The organism is Trichococcus sp. ES5 (genome assembly GCF_900067165.1).
Lineage (GTDB): Bacteria > Bacillota > Bacilli > Lactobacillales > Aerococcaceae > Trichococcus > Trichococcus flocculiformis.
The window spans coordinates 41,472-66,410 of sequence record NZ_FJND01000016.1; the positions used below are offsets into that span (position 1 = coordinate 41,472).

Here is a 24,939-nt window from a genome sequence, read left to right on the forward strand (position 1 = left end):
GCTAGCCATCATTTTAGATGCATAAAACGTTGTGCAAACCTATAAAACACCCATGGTGATGCGCTTTTTAGTTAATAACATGCTACAAATTAGAAAAAAGATGAAGCCGGCATGGCCTCATCTTTTTTGGTTGTGCAGGGACTGATCATTCATTGACTTTCGTATAATCAACAGTAAAATAGGCACCTTCAGCCATCAGGATATGCCCTGATTCGTACGGGTTTCCGGCCACCGTAAGGTAGACTTCCTGGACTCCGTAATATTCCCCGATCGTATTGACGACTCCCTGCAAAATCAACGATTCCGCTGATGTTCCGGCATTCATTTCAGAAACAAATTCCTGCGAGAAGTCCACATAGACACGCCCATCGTCACTCAAGGACAAGCTGTTGATGGAGACATTCGGCCCAATCAGACTTCCCCCCGGAGCATCCGGAACATTCTTCAGCGTTTCCGCCAGAATGGTGCGGGTAATATCATTGGTCGTATAAGATAAAGCGATGCTTGTTGCATTCAATCCCATCAGCTCGCTGTCCGGATAAAAAACGCGCAACTGTTGCGTTTCCGGAACGTCCTCGTTGCGGGCTTCCAGACTGGAAGAGACAACCATGTCATCCCCAAGGTCCGTCACCCGTTTCACCAAACCCATATCTTTCACATAGTAATCCTTGGTAGTCGAAGCTTCATAAGTTGTCGTCACTTCAAGCGCTTCAAAATTACCCATTGGTGTTTCGATCTGTGCCGTCAGATTCGTGATTTCGGAAGGGACTCCGCTCGCATTCATCCAACTGTTCCCGACTTCCAAAGGCTCCTTCAACAGAATATCCAACTGGTTTGCCGCATCGCCGCTTGCTGTTTTTTCAAGCATATTTTCCCTGAAGTAGGTTTCCGGACGCGTGAATACTTCTCTGAGTTCCCCGTCAGCCAGTTCCAATACCGTCACAACCTGCGTGCCACCGTTGTTGGAAGTGATTTGCATCCGGTTACCCTCGATGTATTGCGGATAGACCGTGAAGGAAGCATACTCATTCCCCTCGCCCAAATATTTAGTGAATACGGATGCGCTGAACGGATAATAAGCTTCGATTGTCACTGCTTCTACATTTTCGGAAGAGGACGAGGAAGCCGAGCCGCTGTCTGTTGAACTGGACACGGAAGAAGATACACTGCTGACAGCCGAAGAATCGGATGAGGAATCGGATCCTCCAAAGAGACTGCAAGAAGCTAATAAGGGCACCACTAACGCTACCATCAGATTCGGAACTTTCTTTCTCATATTTTTTTCCCACCTTCTGCCTTAGTTGTCTTCATTATATCACAACCGCTTTCTAAGGCATTACCCTAACTATTGCTGCCGTGCACGAATGCTGTGGCACTGAGCAGCTCCTTTCAAGTATAATGAAGTCAGCATGAAACTAAAAGAAACATTTCACAAATTTTAAATAGAGGTGGAAAAAATATGAAGGAAATCAGTTTGAACGATACCGTCTACAATCTGGTAAAGCAGTACCCTGAAATCAGGGAGCTCATCATCAGCCTGGGCTTCGAACCATTGCGCAGCGACAAAATGCTGAACACCGCCGGCCGCATCATGACTATAGGGAAAGCCCTCAAGCGCAATGATGTGCCGGAGGAGCTATTCGTTGAAACGCTGGCGGAAAACGGATTCAGCGTGAAGGAATTGGCAACATCAGCCGTAACGGTTGCCCCAAGCGAATCGGTAGAGCCCTCTGCTCCAACCGGTGGAATTGCCCGCATGGGTTCAACGGAATTCCAGGAGCGCCAGGACATTCTGCAGAGCCTCATCCTGCGTTTGCATAGAGGGGAGGACTGGGATGCGGTGCAAGCCGACTTCAAGAAACATTTCACGGGCGTCAGTGCCTACGAAATTTCCGTCATGGAGCAAGGCCTGATGGGCAAAGGGATTGACGCCGAAGACATCCAGCGCCTTTGCAACGTGCACGCCTCGCTCTTCGGCGGATCCATCGAAGCGGTCTACACCACTTCAGCAGAACAGCAGCATGCCGGCCATCCAATCCAAGTTATGAAACTCGAAAACTTAGCCATCGAAAATACGCTGGAAAAAATCAGCAAATTACTGGCTGTCTATCTTGAAACAAAAGAGCCGGAAATCAAAAAAGGTATCCAAAACCAATTGAATTTGCTCGGCGAATTCGATAAGCACTATGCCCGCAAAGAATACGCCATCTTCCCGATTATGGAGAACAAAGGCATCACAGCCCCGCCGAAAGTCATGTGGGGTGTCGATGATGAGATTCGCAGCATGTTCAAGGAATTCCGAACACTGTTGCAGAACGAGGACTTCGATGCGATCCCGAAAGCATTCTCCGACCTGAAATACGAAATGACGGAAATGATCACAAAAGAGGAAGATATCCTCTTGCCGATGATTATCGACATCTTCAACGAGGACCATTGGCTACAGATCGCCCAGGAGTCTGATGAAATCGGCTACTGCATCGTAAAACCGGAAGCAAAATGGGTGCCGGAACGGACCCTCCCAGAAAATGTTTCACATGAAACATTTATAACTGAAGAAAATTCATACATAAATTTCCAAACCGGACATCTGACTCCGCACCAGTTGGAAAAGATGCTGAATAATATCCCTTTGGAATTGACTTTCGTCGATGCCGATAATATCGTGCGCTACTACAACGACAATGGCGAAGAAAAGTTCTTCAAGCGCACAAGCAGTGCAATCGGCCGAGATGTGCTGAATTGCCATCCACCAAAGAGCTTGCCGATTGTCACAAAACTGCTCGCTGACTTGAAATCAGGCGCGAAAGAAAGCGAATCGATGTGGTTCCGCGCGATGGGCAAATTCATCCTGGTAACCTATCGCGCCGTCAGGGATGACGACGGCAGCTACATGGGAACCCTTGAATATGTGCAGGACATCCAGCCGATCATCGATCTGGACGGCGAAAAACGGACACTGTCCTGAACCACTGTGAAGTGCAGGAGCGATTGCCAAACAACAAAAATACCGAGCGGCCCCATTTTGAGGCCGCCCGGTATTTTTGGCGTTAGCCGGTAACTTTCTGTGTAATCATCCTTCATCGTCTCCTTTCACCGTTCTGCTCCGGTAATAGGAGGCCTCGCCGGATGCCGGCCAACATTTTTCTTGCCAGCTCCTATGAGCGCCGCTTCGTCGGTGTTCACATCGATAGTTGCCGGTTTTCTCCTGTGAGCATGCGTCTTACCGGAGCAGGGCACCAAAAAATGGCCCTCTCTAGTGAGACGACCATTTCTTTTGTGTTTATTTGATTATCCTGAAAGCGATGGTTTCGTACGGCTTCAGCGTGAAGGAAGACGCAAGCTGCCTTTCCCCATAATTGCCGACCAAGAAACTACTGGCCTTGCTTGCCCATTCTTCCGGTACGCTGATTGTGTACTCACCGGCATAGAAATGATTCAGAACCAACACTTTTTCTTCCTCGTTCTCCCGGATGTAGGCGAACACTTCCGAATCATCCAACAGGATACCCTCGTAGGAACCATCCGCAATGACTGCATGCTCTTTGCGGATACGGATCAACTCCTGGTAGTAACGGAAAATTTGGCCCTCAGCGCATTCTTTTTCGACGTTTACTTCTGGATAATTGGCCGCGACCTGCAGCCACGGTTCGCCGGTCGTGAAGCCTGCGTGCCGGCTGCTGTCCCATTGCATCGGCGTCCGACTGTTGTCGCGGGATTTTTGTTTGATGATCCGCATGGCCTCCTGATGCGTCAATCCGGCAAGTTTCAGCTCGCGGTAGGCATTATGCGATTCGATATCCCGATAACTGCTGATGTCATCATAATCCGGATTCGTCATGCCGATTTCCTCGCCTTGATAGATGTAAGGCGTTCCCCGCAAGAGATGGATTGTTTGCGCCAGCATGGAGGCTGTCTCGAAAGGATACCGCTCCGGATCACCGAATCGGCTGTTGGCTCGCGGTTGATCATGATTGTTCCAGAACAGTGCGTTCCATCCGTTTCCGTCCGACATCCCTGCCTGCCACTCATTCAGAATTCGCTTCAGTTCAAGAAAATCGAATGGCTGATCCGTCCATTTTTCACCATCTTTGTAATCAACTTTCAGATGGTGGAAACTGAAAATCATCGAGAGTTCGTTTCTGTCCGGTTTCGAATAAAGAATACCATTTTCGACAGTGGTCGAGGACATCTCGCCGACCGTGATGATATCCTCCAGCGTCCCGAACGATGCTTGGTTCAACTCACGGATGTACTCATGGACGATCGGTCGATCCGTGTAGAGGCTCTTTTCGTTGCTTCCTTCACTGTCGACCAGCGCGACATCTTTTCCGATCAGGTTCAACACATCGAAGCGGAAGCCCTTGATGCCCTTTTCCAACCAGAAATTGACGACTTTCTGCAGTTCCTCGCGCACTTTCGGGTTACGCCAGTTCAGATCCGCTTGCGTGACATCAAACAGATGCAGGTAGTACTTGCCGGTGTCCCCGAATGGCGCCCACGCCTCGCCGCCGAATTTCGAACTCCAGTTGGTCGGCCGGCTGCCGTCTGCTTTCGGATCGCGGATGATGTAATAATCCTGGTACTCTTTGTCCCCGGCCAACGCTTTCCGGAACCACTCATGTGTGGTCGATGTATGATTGAACACCATGTCGAACATAATTTCGATGCCATGCTGCTTCAGCTTGCCGATCAGTTCTTCAAAATCCGCCATCGTGCCGAAAACAGGATCGATGGCATAATAATCAGTGATGTCGTATCCATTGTCCATCTGCGGGGATACGAAGATCGGATTCATCCAAATCATATCGATGCCTAACTCCGCCAAATAGGGCACTTTGCTGATGATCCCTTGGAGATCACCGATACCGTTGCCATCGGAATCCTTGAATGATTTTGGATAAAGCTGATAGATCACTTTTTTTTGAAAGTCTTTCATTGTAAAGCCCCCTGTCTTCTTACTATGACTGAAGGCAAAAAGCTTCAGTCACAGCTTTTTGCCTTCAGTAATTTACTTTTTATTTTTGCGTTTGGATAACCGGTGCGTCCTCGACTTCGCCTTTAGGAGCGAAAAGTTGTTTCTTTTCGAACAAAACCGTCAACAGGAACGGCACGACAATCGCGATGGCCATACATACGATGAACATTGCCATCGAATCGGTCTGGATACTCAAGAAACCTGGAATCCCACCTACTCCGATACTGTTCGCCATGACGTTGAAGGTCGTAGCCACCAATCCGGCGATTCCGGATCCAATCATGGCTGCAACGAACGGATAGATGTATTTGATGTTGATCCCGAACATGGCCGGCTCGGTTACGCCCAAGTAACAGGAAATGGCAGCAGGGATGGAAACTTGTTCCTCTTTTTCATTGCCTCTGTGCAGGAAGATGATTGCCAGCACGGCCGAGCCTTGTGCGATATTCGAAAGGGCGATCATCGGCCACAGGTTCGTGCCGCCGAAATCAGCAATCAGCTGCAGGTCGATGGCATTGGACATATGATGAAGCCCTGTGATGACAAGCGGAGAATACAGCGTACCGAAGAACAGACCGAACAACCATCTGAAGTCCCCAGTCAATCCGGCATAGACGACTTCGGAAACCCATTGTCCGATCGTCCAACCGATAGGGCCCAGCACCGTATGCGCAATGATGACAGTAGGAACCAGGGCCAACAATGGGACAACAATCATCGAAATATATTGCGGAACCCATTTACGCAGCCAAATCTCCAGATAGGCCAGCACAAACCCAGCCAACATGGCGGGAATGACTTGTGCTTGATAGCCGATCTTGTTGATCGTGAAAGCACCGAAATCCCAGAACGGAATCTCTGTTGCACCAGCGACACCATAAGCATTCAATAATTGCGGTGATACCAATGTAATCCCGAGAACGATACCCAGAATCTGCGTAGTGCCCATCTTTTTCGTGATGCTCCAAGTAATGCCGACTGGCAAGAAGTGGAAAATCGCCTCACCGATCAGCCAAAGAAAATCATTGACGCCTGTCCAGAACTGCGAATTGGAAACGATCGTGCCGTTGGCGAAATTGATCCCTTCAAGCACATTCCGGAATCCGAGGATAAGACCCCCTACTACGATCGCCGGAATCAGCGGCGTAAAGATTTCAGCCAGCACAGCCATGGCACGCTGCACTACATTTTGGTTCTGCTTGGCTGCAGCTTTTGCCTCATCCTTCGAAACACCTTCTTTGCCTGATACCTTCGCGAACGCATTATAGAATTGTGGCACTTCATTACCTATGATGACCTGAAATTGTCCAGCTTGCGTGAAGGTTCCTTTGACTGCGGGTATGTCTTCGATTTTCTTGATGTTGGCGGCAGCAGGGTCATTCAGGACGAAACGCATCCGAGTGGCACAGTGACTGACGGCAGAAATATTATCGGACCCTCCGATATACTCCAGCAAATCTTTTGCATCTTTGTTGAAATCCACCATTTTTTCTCCTCCTTAACTTGTATATACATGTTCCTTACAATTCTATTTTACCGTGAATGGATGGGCAATGCAAACGTTTTCCATCCGCTATTCTTTTTCTTATATAGACAAGTTCATGGTTTTTACTGTTTCATTAACCATTAGAAAGCTGGACAATCACACTAAAAAAAAAACGGCAAAAGGATCGAATGACCGGTTCCTTGCCGTTTTTTTGATTATGCCAAACCGATCATATCCCTTGTTTCACTTTCACCAACGTACGCCCGTGCATCTTTCCTTCCATGATTTTCTCGAAAGCCACCGGTAAATCCTCCAGCGTGATTTCCTGTTCCACCAACAGATCCAGATTTTCCGGCTTCAGATCGCTTGCCATCCGCCCCCAAAGTTTGATGCGCTCTGCGTAAGGATGGCTCACCGAGTCGATCCCCACAAGCTTGACGCCCCTCAGGATGAATGGCAGCACGGTCGCCTCGAATGCGATTCCGCCAGCATTCCCGCTTAAAGCCATACAGCCGCCGTAGTGCAGCTGCGCCAGCAAGTCAGGCAACATCGGACCGCCGACCGGATCGACGATCGCCGCCCAACGTTGCTGTGCTAATGGCCGCTTCTTCTCCAGTGCTACTTCATCGGGATGGAGGACCGCTTCAGCACCGAGTCCCTTCTTCAGGTAATCCGTGCAGTCCGCTTTTTTGCGGGACACAGCTTCGACCGTATAACCTAGGCGCTTCAGCATCGCGATCGCCATCCCGCCGACACCGCCGGAAGCACCTGTCACCAATACGTTCCCCATTTGCGGCTGGATGCCTTGCTTCTCCAAAGCATCCACCGATTCAGCCGCTGTGTACCCGGCCGTCCCGAAAATCATTGCTTCCCTTAAACTCAACCCTTCAGGCAACGGCACGACCCAGACTGCAGGGACCCGGGCATATTGGCTGAATCCGCCGAAATGACTCACACCTAAACCGTAGCCAGTCACGATCACCTTATCCCCTGCCTGGAAAGTTGGATCGAGCGATTCCACAACCACGCCGCTCAGATCGATCCCCAAAATCATCGGATAGTTGCGGATGACCCCGCTTTTCGGATTGGTTCCGGCCAGCCCGTCCTTGTAGTTGACGCTCGAATAGTGCACTTCGATCAGCACCTCCCCATCAGGTAAGTCCTCTTCGTTGAATGTTCTGACCGTCGTTTCCACTTTCGCATCTATATTTTCCGCCCATAAAGCTTTGAACTCTTCCATACTGCATTTCCCTCTTTTCAGCGTGTATTTTCTTAAGTTTAGTCCATCTGCCCATAATTTGCGACCTCTTCCCCGCAACCCACATGAAAAAAGAGCCAAATAAAAAAACCTTCACCGAGAATCAAGCTGATCCCCGATGAAGGTTTTAGGATATTCGATTAGTCCGCTATCTCAACAACCAAATAACGATGCGGCTCTTTGCCTTCGGAATGGGTTTTGATGCGTTTGTTCTGGCTCAAGCGCGCATGGATCTGTTTTCTTTCGAAAGCAGGCAGCGGCTCAAGGAACACGGGCTGTCTCGTTTTGAGGACGCGTTCTGCAGTACGGTCAGCGATGCTTTCCAAAACGGAAGCTCTGCGCTCACGGTAGTCACCGACGTTCACGATTACGGACAAGCGGCGACGCACATAACGTTGCACCAGCGCTTGGGCCAATATCTGCAAAGCATTGACGATTTTTCCGTATTTGCCGATCAATAAGCCTGGCTTTTCGCTTTCCATTTGGAAAATCAGCATGTTGTTCTTCTCTTCGACCGTCACGGTGGCGGGAGCCCCATACGCTTCAGCTACAGAAGTAAGATATGCACTCACTTCGGCAATCGCTTCATCGCGACCGGATTCTTCATCATAATCTTCCGGGAAAGATTCCACGTTCTCGTCCGAATAAATCACCTTATCGACTTCAGGTTGATCAGCCAATATCTTTTCCGCAGCTTCCGGATAATCCTCTTCAAGATCTTCTACGATATCTTCGACTGTCTCCTCGATTTCGGCTAATTGGATATCGCCGGCTTCATCAAAGTCCCTGATTTCTTTGCGCGTGATTTCCACGACAGCCTCTTTTTGTCCGAATCCGAAAATCCCTTTTTTTCCTTCAGAGATTATGACGATATCGGCCTCATGGCTATCGACGCCCAACATATCCAGACCTTTGCGGATGGCTTTGTCAACAGTCGTATCTTTCGCAATTACTTTATCCATAATAGAATGTCATCCTTTCCTACTTCAAAGTCTAACTAGTTTTTCTTTTTCTTTTTAGGATTTTGGGCTTTCTTCAATGCTTTTTCGCGCGCCTTTGCCTGAGCTTCAGCTTCTTCGCGTTCACGGATGGCCTTATACGGATTGTTCAACAACATTGTCTGTCCTACCGAGAAGGCATTGCTGGCTACCCAGTACAACGACAGGGCACTCGGGAAGTTGATACCCATCATCAAAATCATAATCGGCATCGTGTAAGTCATCGATTTTGTCGCAGAATTCGCTTCTGCTTGTGACATCATCGTCAGCTTACTGGTGGCATACGTCAGTATCGCGGCCACTACTGGTAAAATAAAGAATGGATCGCGTTCTCCCAAGTTCATCCAGAGGAAGCTACCGCTCTTCAAAATTTCAGTCCGGCTGATTGCTTGATACAGTGCCATCAATACAGGCATCTGAACCAAAACAGGCAAACATCCCATATAAGGATTCACATCATTATCTGCATACAGCTTAGAAACTTCCTTTTGCAGACGTTCCTGCGTCTCCCGATCTTTAGAGGCATATTTTTCCTGCAACGCTTTTACCTTTGGTTGAACAGCCGACATCTTTTTCGTGCTCTTCGTCTGGAAATGATTGAGCGGCAACAGGATAACCCGGATGATGATCGTAAAGGCAATGATTCCCAGACCATAATTACTGAAAAATAGATTGGACAACCACACAATCATGTTTGAGAAGTTTAAAACAACATACCGATCCCAAAAACCGGTACTTTCTGAGGTGATAGGTTCCGTTCCACATGCTGATAGAACCATCATAACAGCAAATAAGCTGAGTGTAAAAAGTAATCGCTTACGCTTTGACAAGAGAACTCCTCCTTAATAGGAATAATATAGTTTATTTTTTTTTCAAAAGGTTGGAAAGCTTAAGAACATGGATCAGGCTTTTCTTTACTTCCGCAGCCGACATTTCAGCAACCGGCTTGCGTGCGATAACGATGAAGTCAATATCCTGAACCAGCTCTTCCTTCAATTCCGTGAGTGCCTGGCGGATTTTTCTTTTGACGGCATTCCGCACTACGGCGTTGCCGATTTTTTTGCCGACGGACAACCCTACCCGGAAATGCGGTTGTCCTTTTTTATCGAGCACATAAATCACGAATTGGCGATTCGCTTTGGAAACACCATTATGAAATACTTTTTGAAATTCTTTCTCTTTCTTAACACGAAAAGATTTCCTCATGTTTCTTCCCTCAAATCTGCAATCATAACATACAAAAAAATCTCCCGAAAATGGAGAAAAACAGAAAAATTTCTCTCTCCGTTCTCATCACAAATGCAAACCCACTCCCGAAGCTTTACAGCTTTCGGTTCTGTCGGACACATTTGTCACACTCTCCATTTAAGAAAGACATTTTTGCATTTTTCGAAATACTTAAAAAAAAAGACCACTGAAACGGTCAGTGATCTATGCAGAGATAACTTTTCTGCCTTTAGCGCGTCTTCTTGCTAATACTCTACGGCCGTTTTTTGTGCTCATACGTTTACGGAAACCATGAACGGATTGACGGTGACGTTTTTTAGGTTGGTATGTTCTTTTCATTGATCTTTACACCTCCTGATAAACTATCTTTCAAATAGGTTATATTTCACTGTTTAGACAGTCCAATACATTATAAAGAGACAGAATGTGACCTGTCAAGTAAAATTGGTTCATTTTTATTGAACTCACTGAGATATAATAGCACAAAACAATGAAAGATTAAACACCTTTCTTGAAAAAAATTTGATTTTCATCGAAATAAAATTATCCACAACCTTTTTTTTAATGCACAATGCCCATGGATAACTCCTGCAATCCCCTCGCTTGCGCACACCTTCGAACCGACTTGTCCACATTCTTACAGGGTGTGTATTTCCGTGGGATAACCACCTTCGGAACTTGTGGATAAGTGTTCCAAAAGCTGTAACAATGGCGTTTAAACCCGAATAAAAACACACAAAAAACCGTGGATAACAACTTCGCCCACAAACCTTGTCCACATCCTAAATTAACCTGTGGACAACTATTTATACACCGGTTAATTGTTTTATTCACAGCTTAAAAGAGTTGTGGAAAACTTTTTGATATAATGCTAAAATAAAAAGGACTCACTAAAAGGAGGTGTCCCATTTGGATGACATCTATTCATTATGGCGTTATCTGCAAGAAAAATTTCAAGAATCACTGTCAAAAGTCAGCTACGATACTTGGATAGACAGCGCAGTCCCGGTCCGACTGACTGATACGAATATCATCATCGAAGTTCCCTCTTCTTTACATAAAGATTATTGGCAAAATAATTTGATGAGCAGAATTGTTGAAGGCATCTACGAATTCAGCGGCAAAGAACTGACTCCCATTTTTATGATCAAGAACGAGGAAATGCCCGATATTGCAAAACCGACCATCAAACGCACCAACAACAATCGTCTCTTCAAGGATGCCCAACTGAACAGCAAGTATACCTTTGACACCTTTGTTATCGGAAAAGGAAACCAGATGGCTCACGCAGCTGCCCTCGTCGTGGCAGAAGAACCCGGAACAATCTACAACCCACTCTTCTTCTATGGAGGCGTCGGTTTAGGCAAGACCCATTTGATGCACGCCATCGGCCATCAAATGCTGCAACTGCGCCCAACCGCACGGGTAAAATATGTCAGCAGCGAAACGTTCGCCAATGATTTCATCAATTCTATCCAGAATCGGACGCAAGAGCAATTCCGCAATGAATACCGTAGCGTCGACTTATTGATGGTCGATGATATTCAATTTTTTGCCGACAAAGAAGGAACGCAGGAAGAGTTCTTCCATACTTTCAATGCGCTTTATGATGAACGCAAGCAAATCGTATTGACGAGCGATCGCTTGCCGAATGAAATCCCTAAACTGCAGGAACGGCTCGTCTCGCGTTTTGCTTGGGGCTTATCGGTTGATATCACGCCGCCGGATCTGGAGACGCGCATTGCTATTCTGCGCAAAAAAGCCAATAGCGAACGCCTAGAGATTCCGGATGACACTCTCAGTTACATCGCTGGACAGATAGATTCCAACATCCGGGAATTGGAAGGTGCACTGGTCCGCGTTCAAGCCTATTCTGCTATCCAAGGGACCGACATCACCACCAGCCTGGCTGCGGATGCGCTGAAGAGCATCATGCCTTCCGAAAAACCAAAAGCATTATCCATCTATGCCATTCAACAAGCGGTAGGGAAATATTACCATGTGACCGTCGAGGAATTGAAAGGCAAAAAGCGCACTAAGGGAATCGTGGTGCCAAGACAAATCGCCATGTATCTTTCCCGGGTCATGACGGACAATTCCTTGCCGAAAATCGGTTCTGAATTCGGCGGCAAGGACCACACAACCGTCATCCACGCCCATGACAAGATTGCCCTTTCCGTAAAAAAAGACCCTGTTCTGCAACGCGAAATCGAGACGATCCAAAACAGTCTGAAAAAATGATCCTCTCTCGCATTGTGGATAAGCCAATAACTAAGACGCCATTTACGAACACGTTATCCACAAGTGGAAAACGATTGGTTTTATCAGCTTCTTTCACTTATCCACAGTATGAACAGGCCCTACTACTATTACTAATATTATTTAATTTATATGAATAACCATCGGAGGTCCCTTATTATGAAATTTTCCATTAATCGTCAGGTTTTGATCAAACACTTATCTGACGTACAAAGAGCTATTTCCAGCAGAACGACAATTCCTATTTTGACAGGGGTAAAAATCAGTGCTGATGAAAATGGGATCGTATTGAGCGGAAGCGATTCGGATATTTCCATCGAAACGCTGATTCCTGTGTCGGAAGAGAATAACCAGATCGAAATCCACACACAAGGCGGCATTGTCTTGCCAGCTCGTTTCTTCAGTGAAATCGTAAAAAAATTAGCTGATGAAAAAATTACGATTGAAGTCAAAGATCACTTTCAGACAAACATCACTTCGGCAAAAGCTTCTTTTACCATCAACGGAATCGATGTAAACAACTATCCAAATTTTCCGGTCATCGATTCGAATGAAGTCATCACCTTGCCGACAGCCCTGTTCAAACAAGTGATCCAACATACGGTAATCGCAACGTCGACACAAGAAAGCCGTCCGATTTTGACGGGAGTGAACATGACCATCAAAGATGGCAAATTGACGGCTGTCGCTACGGACAGCCATCGATTAAGCCAACGGATGATCTCGATTGCCGCGCCGGAATCACAGCTTGAAAAAAACTACAATGTCATCATTCCAGGAAAAAGCCTGGTAGAGCTGTCACGGATCGTTGAGAACCAACCAACCATCGAAATGATGATCACGGAGAACCAGGTCCTTTTCAAAGCCGAAAATGTTTATTTCTATTCACGTTTGTTGGAGGGCTATTATCCCGATACAAATCGCTTGATTCCAGCCAGCTCAAGTACACAGATTGTCCTGAACGCTTACGATTTGCTGCAGGCTACCGACCGTGCCTCCTTGCTTTCGCATGAAGGAAAGAACAACGTCGTCAAATTGTCCATTGACTCCAATAAAGTCGAGCTTTCAGGAAACTCACCTGAAGTCGGTAATGTGGAGGAATCCCTAGCCTATCAGTCCGCCAGTGGCGACCCGCTGATCATATCCTTCAATCCTGATTACATGAAGGATGCGCTGCGCACATTCGGCCAACAGGATGTCCAAGTCAATTTCACATCAGCTGTACGGCCATTCACAGTTGTACCGGCGGATCGTGAAGACGAAAACGATAATTCGTTCATCCAGTTGATCACGCCTGTAAGGACTTATTGATCCCACCGCTTAAATCCAAAAAGCAAGGAAACGTATGCTTTCGTTTCCTTGCTTTTTGTTTATCTGAAAATGAAAAATTTTGGATCTGCTGTTTTCCTATAGGAAGAAAGTTAGCATTCGGTCCTTTTGTTCAGATAAAGATAAAATGAATAAAAAACGCGAATTTTTAATTTATAAGCCTATAGACGCTTTCGTTTGGATATAGCCAATTTGTATTGTTTTCTAAAAAAATTGAAATAAGGGCCTTTTTTTTCGCGAAAATTTGAAATTGATCAAAAAAAATAGTATAATAAACGTATTAATCAGCATGGTCGCGTGGATTTTGTTTTCCACGCTTATTTTATTGGAAAATAGGTGAATTTCTTGAAAAATATTGTGAATATTGACGCAGAGTTCATTACTCTTGGTCAACTACTGAAACATGTCAATCTGATTTCCAGCGGCGGTATGGCCAAATGGTTCCTTTCAGAATATGTGGTGTATGTAGACAACGAAAAAGAAGACCGCAGAGGCCGCAAATTATTTCCTGGTACGATGATCGACATCCCTGGTGAAGGCACTTTCTTCATTCAGTCAACAAAATCGGATAAAGAAGAGGCTGAGCAAGACAACAGTGAGTCCGAAGCATGATCCTGAAAGAAGTGACGCTGCAAAATTTTCGGAATTATCCGTCTCTTTCTGTGTCCTTTTCAGATGGCATCAATGTGTTTTTAGGTGAGAATGCACAAGGTAAAACCAATCTCATGGAAGCTATCTATGCATTGGCTTTGGCAAGAAGTCCGCGTACGTCAAACGAAAAAGAAATGATTCGATGGCAAGAAGATTCCGCCAAGATAACCGGAAAAATCCAAAAAAGGGTTTCAACATTCCCTTTAGAAATCATTTTTTCCAAAAAGGGTAAGATCGCTAAAGTCAATCATTTGGAGCAAAAAAAGCTGAGTCAATACATCGGTCAACTGAATGTTGTGTTGTTTGCTCCGGAAGACTTGAATTTAGTCAAGGGCGCACCGGCCAACCGGAGAAAATTCCTGGACATGGAGCTGGGCCAGATGAACCCGGTCTACCTGCATGATCTTGTGCAATATCAGCGGATACTGAAGCAACGGAATCTTTATCTGAAGCAGTTGGTGACCGGCAAAGCCAAGGATGAAGTCTATTTGGATGTGCTGACTGAGCAATTGGCCATTTTGGGTGCCGATCTGCTGGTCTACCGTCTGCAGTTCATCAAAAAATTGGAAGCCTGGGCCCAACCGCTTCATAAAGAGATTTCTTTGGAGCGGGAAGAACTGACGATCGCCTACAAATCCAATGTCGAGTTGTCGGATGAGATGGATAAGGACGCTCTTTTTTTGAAACTGATGGAAGCTTTCAAGCAAGGGAAAAGCCGTGAAAGAGACCAAGCAGTCACCCTTTTCGGCCCGCACCGTGATGATCTGGTTTTTCAGGTGAACGGGCGCAATGTCCAAAACTTTGGCTCTCAAGGGCAGCAAAGAACAACTGTCCTCAGTCTCAAACTGGCGGAAATCGAATGTATGAATGAGGTTCTGGGGGAGTATCCGATCCTCTTGTTGGATGATGTCCTGTCAGAATTGGATGATGAACGCCAGACCCATTTGTTGAAAGCGATCGAGAAGAAGGTTCAGACCTTTTTGACGACAACCAGTTTGGATGGCATAAAGAAGAATAAGATAGACGAACCGACTATCTACCATATAAAAAACGGTGAAGTAGAAATGGAAGGTGTGTAACAGAATGGTAGAAAACGAAAAGAACAAAGCTGAACGAGCTAAGGAATATGATGCCAGTCAGATCCAGGTTCTGGAAGGACTGGAAGCAGTCCGTAAACGTCCCGGGATGTACATTGGTTCCACCAGTGGCGCAGGTCTGCATCATTTAGTCTGGGAAATCGTGGATAATTCCATCGATGAAGCGCTGGCTGGTTTTGCGACAAAAATCGAAATCGCAATCGAAGAGGACAACAGCATCACTGTAACCGATAACGGACGCGGCATTCCTGTCGATATCCAAGCCAATACCGGTCGTCCCGCTGTGGAAACAGTCTTCACTGTTCTTCACGCAGGCGGTAAATTCGGCGGCGGAGGCTATAAAGTATCCGGCGGTCTACACGGTGTTGGAGCTTCCGTCGTAAACGCCCTTTCCTCCAAGCTGTCCGTCAGTGTACATAAAGACAACAAAATTTATACGCAGACATTTGAGCGCGGGGACATCACTTCCGAATTGACAGTGACCGGCGATACGGATAAGCACGGAACGACCGTAAATTTCCTTCCGGATCCGGAAATCTTCAGGGAAACGACTGTTTTTGATTATGAAAAATTAGCTGTGCGTGTGAGGGAATTGGCCTTTTTGAATAAAGGACTGAACATCTCGATCGTCGACAATCGTCCGGAAGAACCTTTGAAACAAGAATATCATTACGAAGGTGGGATCAAGAGCTACGTCGAATTCCTGAACCGCAACAAAAAAGTCCTTTTCGAAGAACCGATTTATATCGAAGGCGAACAGGACGATATTCAAGTTGAAGTAGGGATACAATATACGGATGGCTATCATACAAACTTTCTGAGCTTCGCCAACAATATCCATACTTATGAAGGCGGAACCCACGAATCCGGCGCCAAAACTGCTTTGACGCGTGTCATCAATGACTATGCAAAACGTAATAAGATCATTAAGGAAAATGAAGAGAACCTGACTGGTGAAGATGTGCGCGAAGGCCTTACCCTTGTTCTCTCCATCAAACATCCGGATCCGCAATTCGAAGGACAAACCAAGACAAAATTGGGCAATTCCGAAGCGCGTACCATCACTGACCGACTTTTTTCAACGTACTTCGACAAATTCCTGATGGAAAACCCACAAGTCGCCCGTCAGATTGTCGAAAAAGGCATGTTGGCCGCCCGAGCACGCTTGGCAGCCAAAAGAGCCCGTGAAGTGACCCGCAAGAAGAGCGGATTGGAAATCAGCAATCTGCCCGGAAAATTAGCCGATTGCTCCAGCAAAAACCCGGCAGAATCTGAATTGTTCATCGTCGAAGGGGACTCAGCCGGAGGTTCGGCAAAACAAGGACGCTCGCGTTTCTTCCAGGCGATTCTGCCGATCCGCGGTAAGATTCTGAACGTAGAAAAAGCATCGATCGATAAAATCCTTGCCAACGAAGAGATCCGTTCGCTGTTTACGGCGATGGGTACAGGATTCGGCGGAGAGTTCGACGTTTCCAAAGCGCGTTATCATAAATTAGTCATCATGACCGATGCCGATGTCGATGGCGCGCATATCCGTACGTTGCTGTTGACGCTGTTCTATCGCTACATGCGTCCTTTGGTTGAAGCTGGATATGTGTATATTGCACAACCGCCTTTGTATCAAGTGAAGCAAGGCAAAAAAGAGAAATATCTCGATACTGATCAGGAACTGGAAGAGTACTTGGCCTCCATCCCTGACTCGCCAAAACCAAGCATCCAACGTTATAAAGGGCTTGGAGAAATGGATGCAGAACAATTGTGGGATACGACCATGAACCCTGAGAACCGTCACTTCCTGCAGGTGACTGTCGATGATGCCGTCAAAGCTGACGAAACATTGAACATGCTGATGGGGGATCATGTAGAACCAAGAAGGAACTTCATCGAAGAAAATGCGGTTTACGTGAAGAACTTGGATATCTAAAAGGGGGTTGGAAATGAAATGTCTGATGAAATTGAAAAAGTAAATGATCAAGCCATGGAACAAAGGGAATTGAGCCATGAAATGGAAACGTCATTCCTGGAATATGCCATGAGCGTTATCGTAGCCAGGGCTTTGCCTGACGTCCGTGACGGACTCAAGCCGGTTCATCGCCGTATCCTTTACGGTATGAGCGAATTGGGCGTCACGCCTGATAAAGCGCACAAAAAATCCGCACGTATCGTCGGGGACGTAATGGGTAAGTACCATCCCCACGGTGACAGTGCCATCTATGAATCGATGGTGCGTATGTCCCAGGATTTCAGTTACCGTTATCCGCTGGTAGATGGACACGGAAACTTTGGCTCCATCGATGGAGACAGCGCCGCAGCGATGCGTTACACCGAAGCGCGGATGTCAAAAATTGCTTTGGAAATGCTGCGTGATCTCAATAAAGATACAGTCGATTATCACGATAACTATGACGGTTCCGAAAGCGAACCCGATGTGTTACCGGCCCGCTTCCCTAACCTGCTGGTGAATGGTGCTTCCGGTATCGCCGTTGGGATGGCGACAAATATCCCGCCGCATAATCTGACGGAAGTCATTTCCGCCTTGCATATCCTGATGAACAATCCAGATGCGACGACTGCCGAATTGATGGAAGCCGTTCCTGGCCCGGATTTCCCTACAGGCGGTATCGTCATGGGCAAATCAGGTATCAGGAAAGCCTATGAAACAGGTAAAGGATCGATTATTGTCCGTGGGCGTGTAGAAGTCGAAATACTGAAAAACGGCAAAGAACGCATCGTCATTTCCGAATTGCCTTATATGGTCAACAAGGCGAAATTGGTCGAGCGGATCGCTGAACTGGCCCGCGACAAACGGATCGAAGGCATAACCGACTTGGCGGATGAGTCCGACCGCGACGGCATGCGTGTCGTCATCGATGTCCGCAAAGATGTCAGCGCCAGCGTCATTCTGAACAATCTGTATAAACTGACGCCGCTCCAATCCTCTTTCGGCTTCAATATGTTGGCGATCGTAAAAGGCATCCCGAAAGTGCTGGGACTCAAGCAGATTCTGGTCCACTACTTGGAACACCAAGAAGAAGTTATCCGCAGAAGAGCCGCATTCGACAAACGAAAAGCGGAAGCCCGTGCGCATATCTTGGCCGGTTTGCGGATCGCTTTGGATCATATCGATGAGATCGTAGCGATTCTGCGCGGTTCAAACAATGGCGATGCAGCCAAACAAATATTCATCGACAAATACGGTCTTTCCGAGAAACAAGCGCAAGCCATTTTGGATATGCGTCTGGTGCGTCTGACCGGTTTGGAAAGAGAAAAAGTTGAAGCGGAATATGATGCGCTGATGGCTCTGATCGCTGATTTGGCTGATATTTTAGCGAATGAGCAGCGTGTTTTCGACATCATCTATACAGAATTACTTGAAATCCAAGAAAGATTCGGCGACAAACGCCGCACGGAGCTGTTGGTCGGAGAAGTCTTGTCGCTTGAGGATGAAGACTTGATCGAAGAGGAAGACATCGTCTTGACTTTGACTCATAACGGCTACATCAAACGTTTGCCAAACAGCGAATTCAGAGCCCAAAAACGCGGCGGACGCGGTGTCCAAGGTATGGGTATCCATGATGATGATTTCATCGAAACGCTGATTTCGGCATCGACGCATGATGTGTTGCTGTACTTCTCGAACCAAGGGAAAGTATACAAAACAAAAGGCTATGAAGTGCCTGAGTACGGCCGCCAGGCAAAAGGTTTGCCGATCATTAACTTGCTGAATTTGGATGCCAACGAAAAAATCCAAGCCATCATCAACGTCAAAGGCGGCCCACAAGACGGAGATTACTTGTTCTTCACGACACGGATGGGTACCGTCAAACGGACATCCGCTACGGAATTCCAGAATATCCGTCAAAGCGGTCTGCGCGCAATCAACCTGAAGGATGAGGATGAGCTGATCAAAGTCTCCTTGACTGATGGCAACCAGAACATTATCATCGGAACGCACTTCGGCTACTCCGTGAGTTTTGATGAGAAGGATGTCCGCGATATGGGCAGAACTGCTACCGGTGTCCGTGGCGTGAAATTGAGAGAAAACGACTATGTTGTCGGCATGGATGTGCTGAAACACGAGTCGGAAGTTCTCATCATCACAGAAAATGGCTACGGCAAGCGTACGGCAGCTGATGAATATGCCATTAAAGGCCGCGGTGGTAAAGGGGTCAAAACAGCCAACATCACTGAGAAAAATGGTAAGTTGGTGGGCTTGACGACTGTCTCCGGCGAAGAAGACATCATGATCATTACAGATAAAGGTGTCATGATCCGTTTCCACGCCGATGCCATTTCCCAAACAGGCCGTGCCACTCTGGGCGTGCGTCTGATCAAGCTTGATGGCGAAGCTATCGTATCGACAATGGCAAAAGTTGAGCGCGAAGAGGATGAAGAAGTTGTTGTTGCTCCCCTGAATGAAGAAATAGATTCAGAGGGCGAAAATGACGCCTTAGAAGCATTTGATGCAACTGAACAGGCAAATACATTGGATACAACGGAAACATCCGAAATGGCCGATAAATTGAGCGATTTCGCAGATGAACTGTTGGATGAAGAAGATTCGGAAGAATAAAGCGTCAAAAACGAAACTAATTCAGAACGGGGCCGTCTCAGTGTGAGATAGCCCCGTTTTTTAGTGTACTTTGGATTTCGGCTAGTTGCCTGCTGCCACAGCGGAGCTGCAGGATCGGACTGTTGCTCCGGTGTAGCGGCTGTTCATCGGAGGACAGAGACCGTTATTGGTCGAACCTCCGATAAAGCCGATCCTACCGAAGGAAAGCAATATAATGTTTGCCTAACTTCGGCGAAGCTTTCGTTCGCCGGAGCAGGAGTAAAAATTCACAGATATGATTGCGGACTGCCCAGCGGAGGCTGGATTCATTTGTGTGAGTTACCCCCAGTTACCCCCAGTTCCGAATTCATGGCAAAAAAAAGCTTGCCATAAAAAATGAAATATGATACAATCTTTAGATGTGAGTAATCCTGAAAAGGTACTCTCCTTGCTCTTACAAAAGTAAGGGCCAAAGTCCACAAGGAGGTGACAGTCAAATGAACAATTACGAAATCAACTACATTATCCGTCCTAACATCGAAGAAGAAGCTAAAGCAGAATTGATCGCACGTTTCGATTCTATTTTAACAGATAATGGCGCTGAAGTTATTGAATCAAAAGACTGGGCGAAACGCCGTTTAGCTTATGAAATCAAAGATTTTCGTGAAGGTATCTACCATATCGTGAAAATTTCTGCTTCAGACGCTAAAGCAATCGACGAATTCGACCGTCTAGCAAAGATCAATAGCGATATTCTTCGCCACATCATTGTTAAAGAAGAAGCTAAATAAAGTGTTCCACGTGAAACATTTTGAAAGGAGTAAGATGAATGATTAATAATGTTGTCTTAGTCGGCAGACTTACAAAAGATGTTGATTTACGCTATACATCCAGCGGCACAGCAGTCGGAACCTTCGCTCTTGCAGTAAACAGACAGTTTACGAACCAAGCGGGAGAAAGAGAAGCTGACTTCATCAATTGTGTCATGTGGAGAAAATCTGCAGAGAATTTCGCAAATTTCACTCGTAAAGGCTCTTTAGTCGGTATCACTGGCCGAATCCAAACAAGGAATTATGACAATCAGCAAGGACAGCGCGTATACGTGACTGAAGTTGTTGCAGATAATTTCACATTGTTGGAATCGAAAACAACTACCGAACAAAGACCGAGAGAGACTGGCGCAGGTTCTTCAAATCAAGCAGCTCCGAGTGCAAACTTCGGATCAAGCAAATCTTTTGAATCTAACCAAAACCAAGGACAGTATAATAATCAATACTCTTCTCCGAAACAAAACGGTTTTTCTGATTTTAACTCAACTGCCGATCCGTTTTCATCAAACGGAGAATCAATTGACATTTCAGATGATGATTTGCCATTCTAGTCTTTAGGGCAGAATGGTTAGTTTAGGAAAAGGAGGAATTGACATGGCATTTCAACGTAACAGCAGAGGCGGACGCAAACGTAAAAAAGTTTGTTACTTCTGTGCTAACCATATTGATCATGTAGATTACAAAGAGACTGATTTATTGAAACGTTATATATCTGAAAAAGGTAAAATTTTACCTCGTCGTGTAACAGGTACATGCGCTAAACATCAAAGAACTTTGACTGTATCTATCAAACGTTCTCGTATCATGGCTCTTATGCCATTTACATTAGCAGAATAAGATTAAGGGAGTCGCTTCAAGGAGCGCTCCTTTTTTTGTACCCAAAAATAGTTGCTGAACACGAACACGTCTTGCAGCGGATCGGATATCACGGGACTCCCCTTTCCTCCTCTTTCGGCTACAACTTTTTTGGACACGCCCTATCCGTTTCTTTTGAACGATCAGTATGCTCAGGTGAACCAAACAGTTTGCTTCATCTTTCCGTTCCCAGTGTCTGCTCCCAGCTCTCATTTTGTATTGCTCAACCGGCTGAGGATAGACTATTTTTTTTCACGTTGAGAGTGGATCATTCAAATACATTCCTCGCTCAATAGCTGTGATACTCAATTTACATGCCCTCTCCTTCATGCTAGCAGAAAGCTTTCTCAACCTTTTTTCCATACCTGGCTGTTACAATGACTGATTATTCTCTATTGGAGGCATAGGAATTAGAACTAAAATGATCTGATCGGGTCATTTTACACTTGTAAGAACGAATTAGCATTATAGTCGGGTAAATGCTTCAAATAAGAATACAGGTGCTGTCAGAAGCTTAAATATAGCCGAATTGAATAAAGAAAAATCACCAGCGCTTAAATGTTCCACGTGGAACATTTAAGCGTTGATTTGATGTGCAAACAATTTTCGGATTACTACAATCTGAAAGCAGAAAGAACTGAGTTATGGGCAACACCCTTAGCGTACAATTAAGAAAAAATAAAAATCTTCCACTCCATCACCCGTCCTATGGTTGTCCCGATCAGCAAATCGACACAACGATACATGAGGCCTGCTGATGATGGATCGTAAAAATCAACAACAATGAATGAGCCAGAAAATAGTGAATCGGCTTCAATAAAGAAAATGCATAAACCCGCTTCAACAAATATAAAAGTGGAAGCAGCTGCTCAAGACAAGGCAACGTAGAGCTAAAACAACAACAGAACTCCCCTATCATCACCAACGCCATGCAACAGACAGACAACATCCGCCAAGAAATCGGAGTCCTTCTGGTATAAATTGCAAAGAATCTGAGGATCAGCATCAAACATCAATGCGGCAAAAGTTGGCAGTTTTTATACCATACATAGGCTTAGAACGTATTAGTAAATGATCAGGTTTTCCATGAAAAAGTACACATGCAAATCTGAACTAAGGCAAGTATCCTATCTTAAGATAAAAATAGATCGAGACTATTCAAACTATATCAGATCGATAGTCGCATGTTCCGTTCAGACGGATATTCCTGAGAGGCATCGCATTTCAAGAATGGATTAATTAAAAATGTTCATAAAATATGAGTGCGAGGCTTCATTTATACAAATCGAAACTATTCGAGTCAAGGGATGTTTTTCTACGAATTGAGAAATTTGTATCGTCCCTTCCCTTCTAAAAGACGAGAAAGAGGAAGCCTATTCAAACAAGATCTCCTTTATGATGATTGGGCGATTGCGAGGCACCAAAATTTAAGTCACGTGCTGGAAGAGTAAATGCCTCCATTTTGCATACTATACTAATGAAATGGTTTTATAGACGGACGCATGTGATGTGATATCCTGGCAAGGATCCCTAGATTGTACACAGGCTGATTATATTTTTATTCTTCAATTGTCCACAAAAGGATAAGCCGATGATTTCGGGACAATAGTACATTCAAAAATAGGATGTGGAAAACTATTTCCCGAACTTTATCCACAGAAGAATCCTGATGATATCAACGGCGGATGCTGGTATGCATTTGCAAACGAACGGGAATGACTAAATGCTGGAGATAAGGGTGACTTCTTCGAAATCCAGCTCTTTTCATAAAAATAACAACAAATTCACGCAAAATAAAGCATTTCATTTCATTAACACACTTATCAAACAATTGTTCAGAGTAAAATAAAGGAATCGGCTCACTTATCTAGACTTATGCACAGGATATCCACAGATCTGTGAGAGTGAAAAAGGAGTCAAAAAGAGTATCAGAAAAATAAGTTATCAACAAAGCTATTTAATGACAGAAATCCTACTGCAGCAAGGTTATGATGTGGTAATTAATTTAGTTATGCACAGGGCGGAGTCGGAAAATGTGCATAACTAAAAAGGTTGCGGATAGTTTGAGTTATCCACAAAAACAGGAGCTACTACAATGAAATGAAGCTGGGGAGAAGTGAGAGGATGAAAATCCATTTTCAATTACGGAAATGGATACTGCAGATCATATGAAAAAAAAGGAGAAAATCGTATAGCTAGATTATTCAAATCATTAGTGAAATAGTAATAGAAGTCATCGCGAAAATCGTTTTTTGTAAAAAAACTAATAGAATAATAAAAGTGAAAGAGAGCAAGTCTATGCGAAAAAATAGAAAAAGTAGAGATCAAATCTAAAAACGTTCCACGTGGAACATTGGTCAAAAAATAAACGTATACAGAATTTGAGGGTAAATTGAAGAGCGTAATCAATCAATGTTTCACGTGGAACTATTGAATAGTAGAAGGAGTCGCATTCAACTTATAACTATAATAATAATTACATTTATATCGAAAATGGTAACTATTTTGAAAGATAAATTTTCACGACATGCAAATCCAGTAATAGAGAATTACTTATCCAAAATGCAGGTATGCTTTGAAAAAATATACAGAAAAAATACAGCATTATAATCCAATCTAGCCGAGGGTCTAATGAACGCTGAATGATAACAGTTGAGACATCGATTATTGAGCACAGATATCATCAATGGGTAAATGAATACTTTTCAATGCCTGAAATATAGCAACAATCGTTCTCGCTCAGAAAACCTGCTCTCCGCAATACGTACTTTATACAGAGGAAATGTTTCACGTGAAACATTCATTATGACGCTAAAATGGTAACTAATCCCTTTGGAAGAATCAATTACGCTGTTCTGGAGCCCTTGGGGCTCTAAGGATAGCGGATGTAGCAAAATAAAAATCGCCAAGGTGAAAGCCTGCTGTTACAGCACTTTCACCTTGGCGATCTATTGTTTTATGGATTTTGCGACTAATGTAAAAAAAAAAAAGAAAAAGCGCCCCATACTGCTGAAATAGCAGTAAAATATAGTCACTACAAAATATTAAGGAGGTCGCTTTTTCTATGAACAGAATAACACAATTATCCATTTTTGAAAATAACCAGCTCGGGGATTTAGAGAAATTAAATGACGTGCTGAATGCATTGCCGGACGAGAAACTCATCGCCCTTTTGGAAGAAGAACGTGGGAAGGGGCGGAATGATTATCCTGTGTTCACCATGTGGCGGGCTTTCCTTGCCAGTTTCGTGTTCCAACACCCCACAGTTGCAGCTTTGATCCGGGAACTGAAGCGCAACAGCCAACTCCGGGAGGTATGCGGATTCCAAACTCGGATCATCCGTACGAAAAAAGGGTCTTATCGTTATCAGTTGGCTCCCACGGAAGCCGCTTTCTCCCGTTTCGTAAAGAAACTGTTGC

20 protein-coding genes are annotated in these 24,939 nt (G+C 45.2%); 12 read left to right on the plus strand and 8 right to left on the minus strand.

The genetic code is table 11. The annotated features are described in order from the left end of the window. Positions 1-145: 145 nt before the first annotated feature. The gene (locus TES5_RS11400) at positions 146-1,276 is read right to left on the minus strand and encodes a GerMN domain-containing protein (protein WP_068562119.1); all 1,131 of its coding nucleotides are present in this window, start codon (positions 1,274-1,276) and stop codon (positions 146-148) included. A gap of 183 nt (positions 1,277-1,459) precedes the next feature. Here TES5_RS11400 and TES5_RS11405 point away from each other — a divergent pair, with 183 nt between their 5' ends. Both TES5_RS11405 and TES5_RS15255 read left to right on the plus strand, forming a co-directional pair. Further along, complete coding sequence (locus TES5_RS11405; RefSeq protein WP_083546514.1) at positions 1,460-2,968, plus strand: DUF438 domain-containing protein; 1,509 nt, start codon at positions 1,460-1,462, stop codon at positions 2,966-2,968. A 161-nt stretch (positions 2,969-3,129) separates the two neighbouring features. Then, entirely contained in the window at positions 3,130-3,291 is a 162-nt protein-coding gene (locus tag TES5_RS15255; RefSeq protein WP_157080410.1) for a hypothetical protein, read from the plus strand. Here TES5_RS15255 and treC read toward each other — a convergent pair. The 7 genes from treC to rpmH all read right to left on the minus strand — a co-directional run bounded on the left by treC (position 3,284) and on the right by rpmH (position 10,286). Next, the gene (treC, locus tag TES5_RS11410; protein WP_068562120.1) at positions 3,284-4,939 is read right to left on the minus strand and encodes an alpha,alpha-phosphotrehalase; all 1,656 of its coding nucleotides are present in this window, start codon (positions 4,937-4,939) and stop codon (positions 3,284-3,286) included. The genes TES5_RS15255 and treC overlap by 8 nt on opposite strands. Before the next feature lie 79 nt (positions 4,940-5,018). Next, complete coding sequence (treP, locus tag TES5_RS11415; protein WP_068562121.1) at positions 5,019-6,464, minus strand: PTS system trehalose-specific EIIBC component; 1,446 nt, start codon at positions 6,462-6,464, stop codon at positions 5,019-5,021. Between the two features lie 229 nt (positions 6,465-6,693). Continuing rightward, positions 6,694-7,704 (minus strand): oxidoreductase, encoded by a 1,011-nt coding sequence (locus TES5_RS11420; RefSeq protein WP_068562122.1) that lies wholly within the window; start codon positions 7,702-7,704, stop codon positions 6,694-6,696. Positions 7,705-7,862: 158 nt separating this feature from the next. Beyond that, entirely contained in the window at positions 7,863-8,684 is an 822-nt protein-coding gene (jag, locus tag TES5_RS11425; protein ID WP_068562123.1) for an RNA-binding cell elongation regulator Jag/EloR, read from the minus strand. Positions 8,685-8,719: 35 nt separating this feature from the next. Next, positions 8,720-9,550, minus strand: a complete 831-nt coding sequence (gene yidC / locus TES5_RS11430; RefSeq protein ID WP_068562124.1) for a membrane protein insertase YidC — start codon at positions 9,548-9,550, stop codon at positions 8,720-8,722. A gap of 31 nt (positions 9,551-9,581) precedes the next feature. Next, positions 9,582-9,926 carry a ribonuclease P protein component gene (rnpA, locus tag TES5_RS11435; protein ID WP_068562125.1) on the minus strand — a complete coding sequence of 115 codons (345 nt, stop codon included), beginning with the start codon at positions 9,924-9,926 and terminating at the stop codon, positions 9,582-9,584. A 225-nt stretch (positions 9,927-10,151) separates the two neighbouring features. Continuing rightward, complete coding sequence (gene rpmH / locus TES5_RS15025; protein ID WP_072763781.1) at positions 10,152-10,286, minus strand: 50S ribosomal protein L34; 135 nt, start codon at positions 10,284-10,286, stop codon at positions 10,152-10,154. A 570-nt stretch (positions 10,287-10,856) separates the two neighbouring features. Between rpmH and dnaA the strand changes: the two genes are divergently transcribed. The 10 genes from dnaA to TES5_RS11485 form a co-directional block, all read left to right on the plus strand. After that, complete coding sequence (gene dnaA / locus TES5_RS11440) at positions 10,857-12,188, plus strand: chromosomal replication initiator protein DnaA (protein ID WP_068562126.1); 1,332 nt, start codon at positions 10,857-10,859, stop codon at positions 12,186-12,188. A gap of 177 nt (positions 12,189-12,365) precedes the next feature. Then, positions 12,366-13,517: a DNA polymerase III subunit beta gene (gene dnaN, locus TES5_RS11445; RefSeq protein ID WP_068562127.1), complete on the plus strand. Its 1,152-nt coding sequence runs from the start codon at positions 12,366-12,368 to the stop codon at positions 13,515-13,517. Positions 13,518-13,880: 363 nt separating this feature from the next. Further along, positions 13,881-14,147 carry a S4 domain-containing protein YaaA gene (gene yaaA, locus TES5_RS11450; protein ID WP_068562139.1) on the plus strand — a complete coding sequence of 89 codons (267 nt, stop codon included), beginning with the start codon at positions 13,881-13,883 and terminating at the stop codon, positions 14,145-14,147. Next, on the plus strand, positions 14,144-15,265 hold the full coding sequence (gene recF, locus TES5_RS11455; protein ID WP_068562128.1) for a DNA replication/repair protein RecF: 1,122 nt from the start codon (positions 14,144-14,146) through the stop codon (positions 15,263-15,265). The genes yaaA and recF overlap by 4 nt, the downstream gene beginning before the upstream one ends. Before the next feature lie 4 nt (positions 15,266-15,269). Then, a complete protein-coding gene (gyrB, locus tag TES5_RS11460; protein ID WP_068562129.1) occupies positions 15,270-17,207 on the plus strand; it encodes a DNA topoisomerase (ATP-hydrolyzing) subunit B in 1,938 nt (645 codons plus the stop codon). A gap of 18 nt (positions 17,208-17,225) precedes the next feature. After that, positions 17,226-19,856 carry a DNA gyrase subunit A gene (gene gyrA / locus TES5_RS11465; protein ID WP_068562130.1) on the plus strand — a complete coding sequence of 877 codons (2,631 nt, stop codon included), beginning with the start codon at positions 17,226-17,228 and terminating at the stop codon, positions 19,854-19,856. A 476-nt stretch (positions 19,857-20,332) separates the two neighbouring features. After that, a complete protein-coding gene (rpsF, locus tag TES5_RS11470) occupies positions 20,333-20,626 on the plus strand; it encodes a 30S ribosomal protein S6 (RefSeq protein WP_068562131.1) in 294 nt (97 codons plus the stop codon). A gap of 38 nt (positions 20,627-20,664) precedes the next feature. Further along, entirely contained in the window at positions 20,665-21,216 is a 552-nt protein-coding gene (gene ssb / locus TES5_RS11475; protein ID WP_068562132.1) for a single-stranded DNA-binding protein, read from the plus strand. A 43-nt stretch (positions 21,217-21,259) separates the two neighbouring features. Then, positions 21,260-21,502, plus strand: a complete 243-nt coding sequence (rpsR, locus tag TES5_RS11480; RefSeq protein WP_068562133.1) for a 30S ribosomal protein S18 — start codon at positions 21,260-21,262, stop codon at positions 21,500-21,502. A 3,082-nt stretch (positions 21,503-24,584) separates the two neighbouring features. After that, positions 24,585-24,939 (plus strand): transposase (locus tag TES5_RS11485; protein WP_198143314.1); only part of this gene is annotated, 355 nt, incomplete at its 3' end.

Excerpts from the sequence above, each read along its gene's own strand:
- TES5_RS11400 (WP_068562119.1), bottom strand. The coding sequence starts at position 1,276 with ATGAGAAAGAAAGTTCCGAATCTGATGGTAGCGTTAGTGGTGCCCTTA.
- TES5_RS11405 (WP_083546514.1), top strand. The coding sequence starts at position 1,460 with ATGAAGGAAATCAGTTTGAACGATACCGTCTACAATCTGGTAAAGCAG.
- TES5_RS15255 (WP_157080410.1), top strand. The coding sequence starts at position 3,130 with ATGCCGGCCAACATTTTTCTTGCCAGCTCCTATGAGCGCCGCTTCGTC.
- treC (WP_068562120.1), bottom strand. The coding sequence starts at position 4,939 with ATGAAAGACTTTCAAAAAAAAGTGATCTATCAGCTTTATCCAAAATCA.
- treP (WP_068562121.1), bottom strand. The coding sequence starts at position 6,464 with ATGGTGGATTTCAACAAAGATGCAAAAGATTTGCTGGAGTATATCGGA.
- TES5_RS11420 (WP_068562122.1), bottom strand. The coding sequence starts at position 7,704 with ATGGAAGAGTTCAAAGCTTTATGGGCGGAAAATATAGATGCGAAAGTG.
- jag (WP_068562123.1), bottom strand. The coding sequence starts at position 8,684 with ATGGATAAAGTAATTGCGAAAGATACGACTGTTGACAAAGCCATCCGC.
- rnpA (WP_068562125.1), bottom strand. The coding sequence starts at position 9,926 with ATGAGGAAATCTTTTCGTGTTAAGAAAGAGAAAGAATTTCAAAAAGTA.
- rpmH (WP_072763781.1), bottom strand. The coding sequence starts at position 10,286 with ATGAAAAGAACATACCAACCTAAAAAACGTCACCGTCAATCCGTTCAT.
- dnaN (WP_068562127.1), top strand. The coding sequence starts at position 12,366 with ATGAAATTTTCCATTAATCGTCAGGTTTTGATCAAACACTTATCTGAC.
- recF (WP_068562128.1), top strand. The coding sequence starts at position 14,144 with ATGATCCTGAAAGAAGTGACGCTGCAAAATTTTCGGAATTATCCGTCT.
- gyrB (WP_068562129.1), top strand. The coding sequence starts at position 15,270 with ATGGTAGAAAACGAAAAGAACAAAGCTGAACGAGCTAAGGAATATGAT.
- gyrA (WP_068562130.1), top strand. The coding sequence starts at position 17,226 with ATGTCTGATGAAATTGAAAAAGTAAATGATCAAGCCATGGAACAAAGG.
- rpsF (WP_068562131.1), top strand. The coding sequence starts at position 20,333 with ATGAACAATTACGAAATCAACTACATTATCCGTCCTAACATCGAAGAA.
- ssb (WP_068562132.1), top strand. The coding sequence starts at position 20,665 with ATGATTAATAATGTTGTCTTAGTCGGCAGACTTACAAAAGATGTTGAT.
- rpsR (WP_068562133.1), top strand. The coding sequence starts at position 21,260 with ATGGCATTTCAACGTAACAGCAGAGGCGGACGCAAACGTAAAAAAGTT.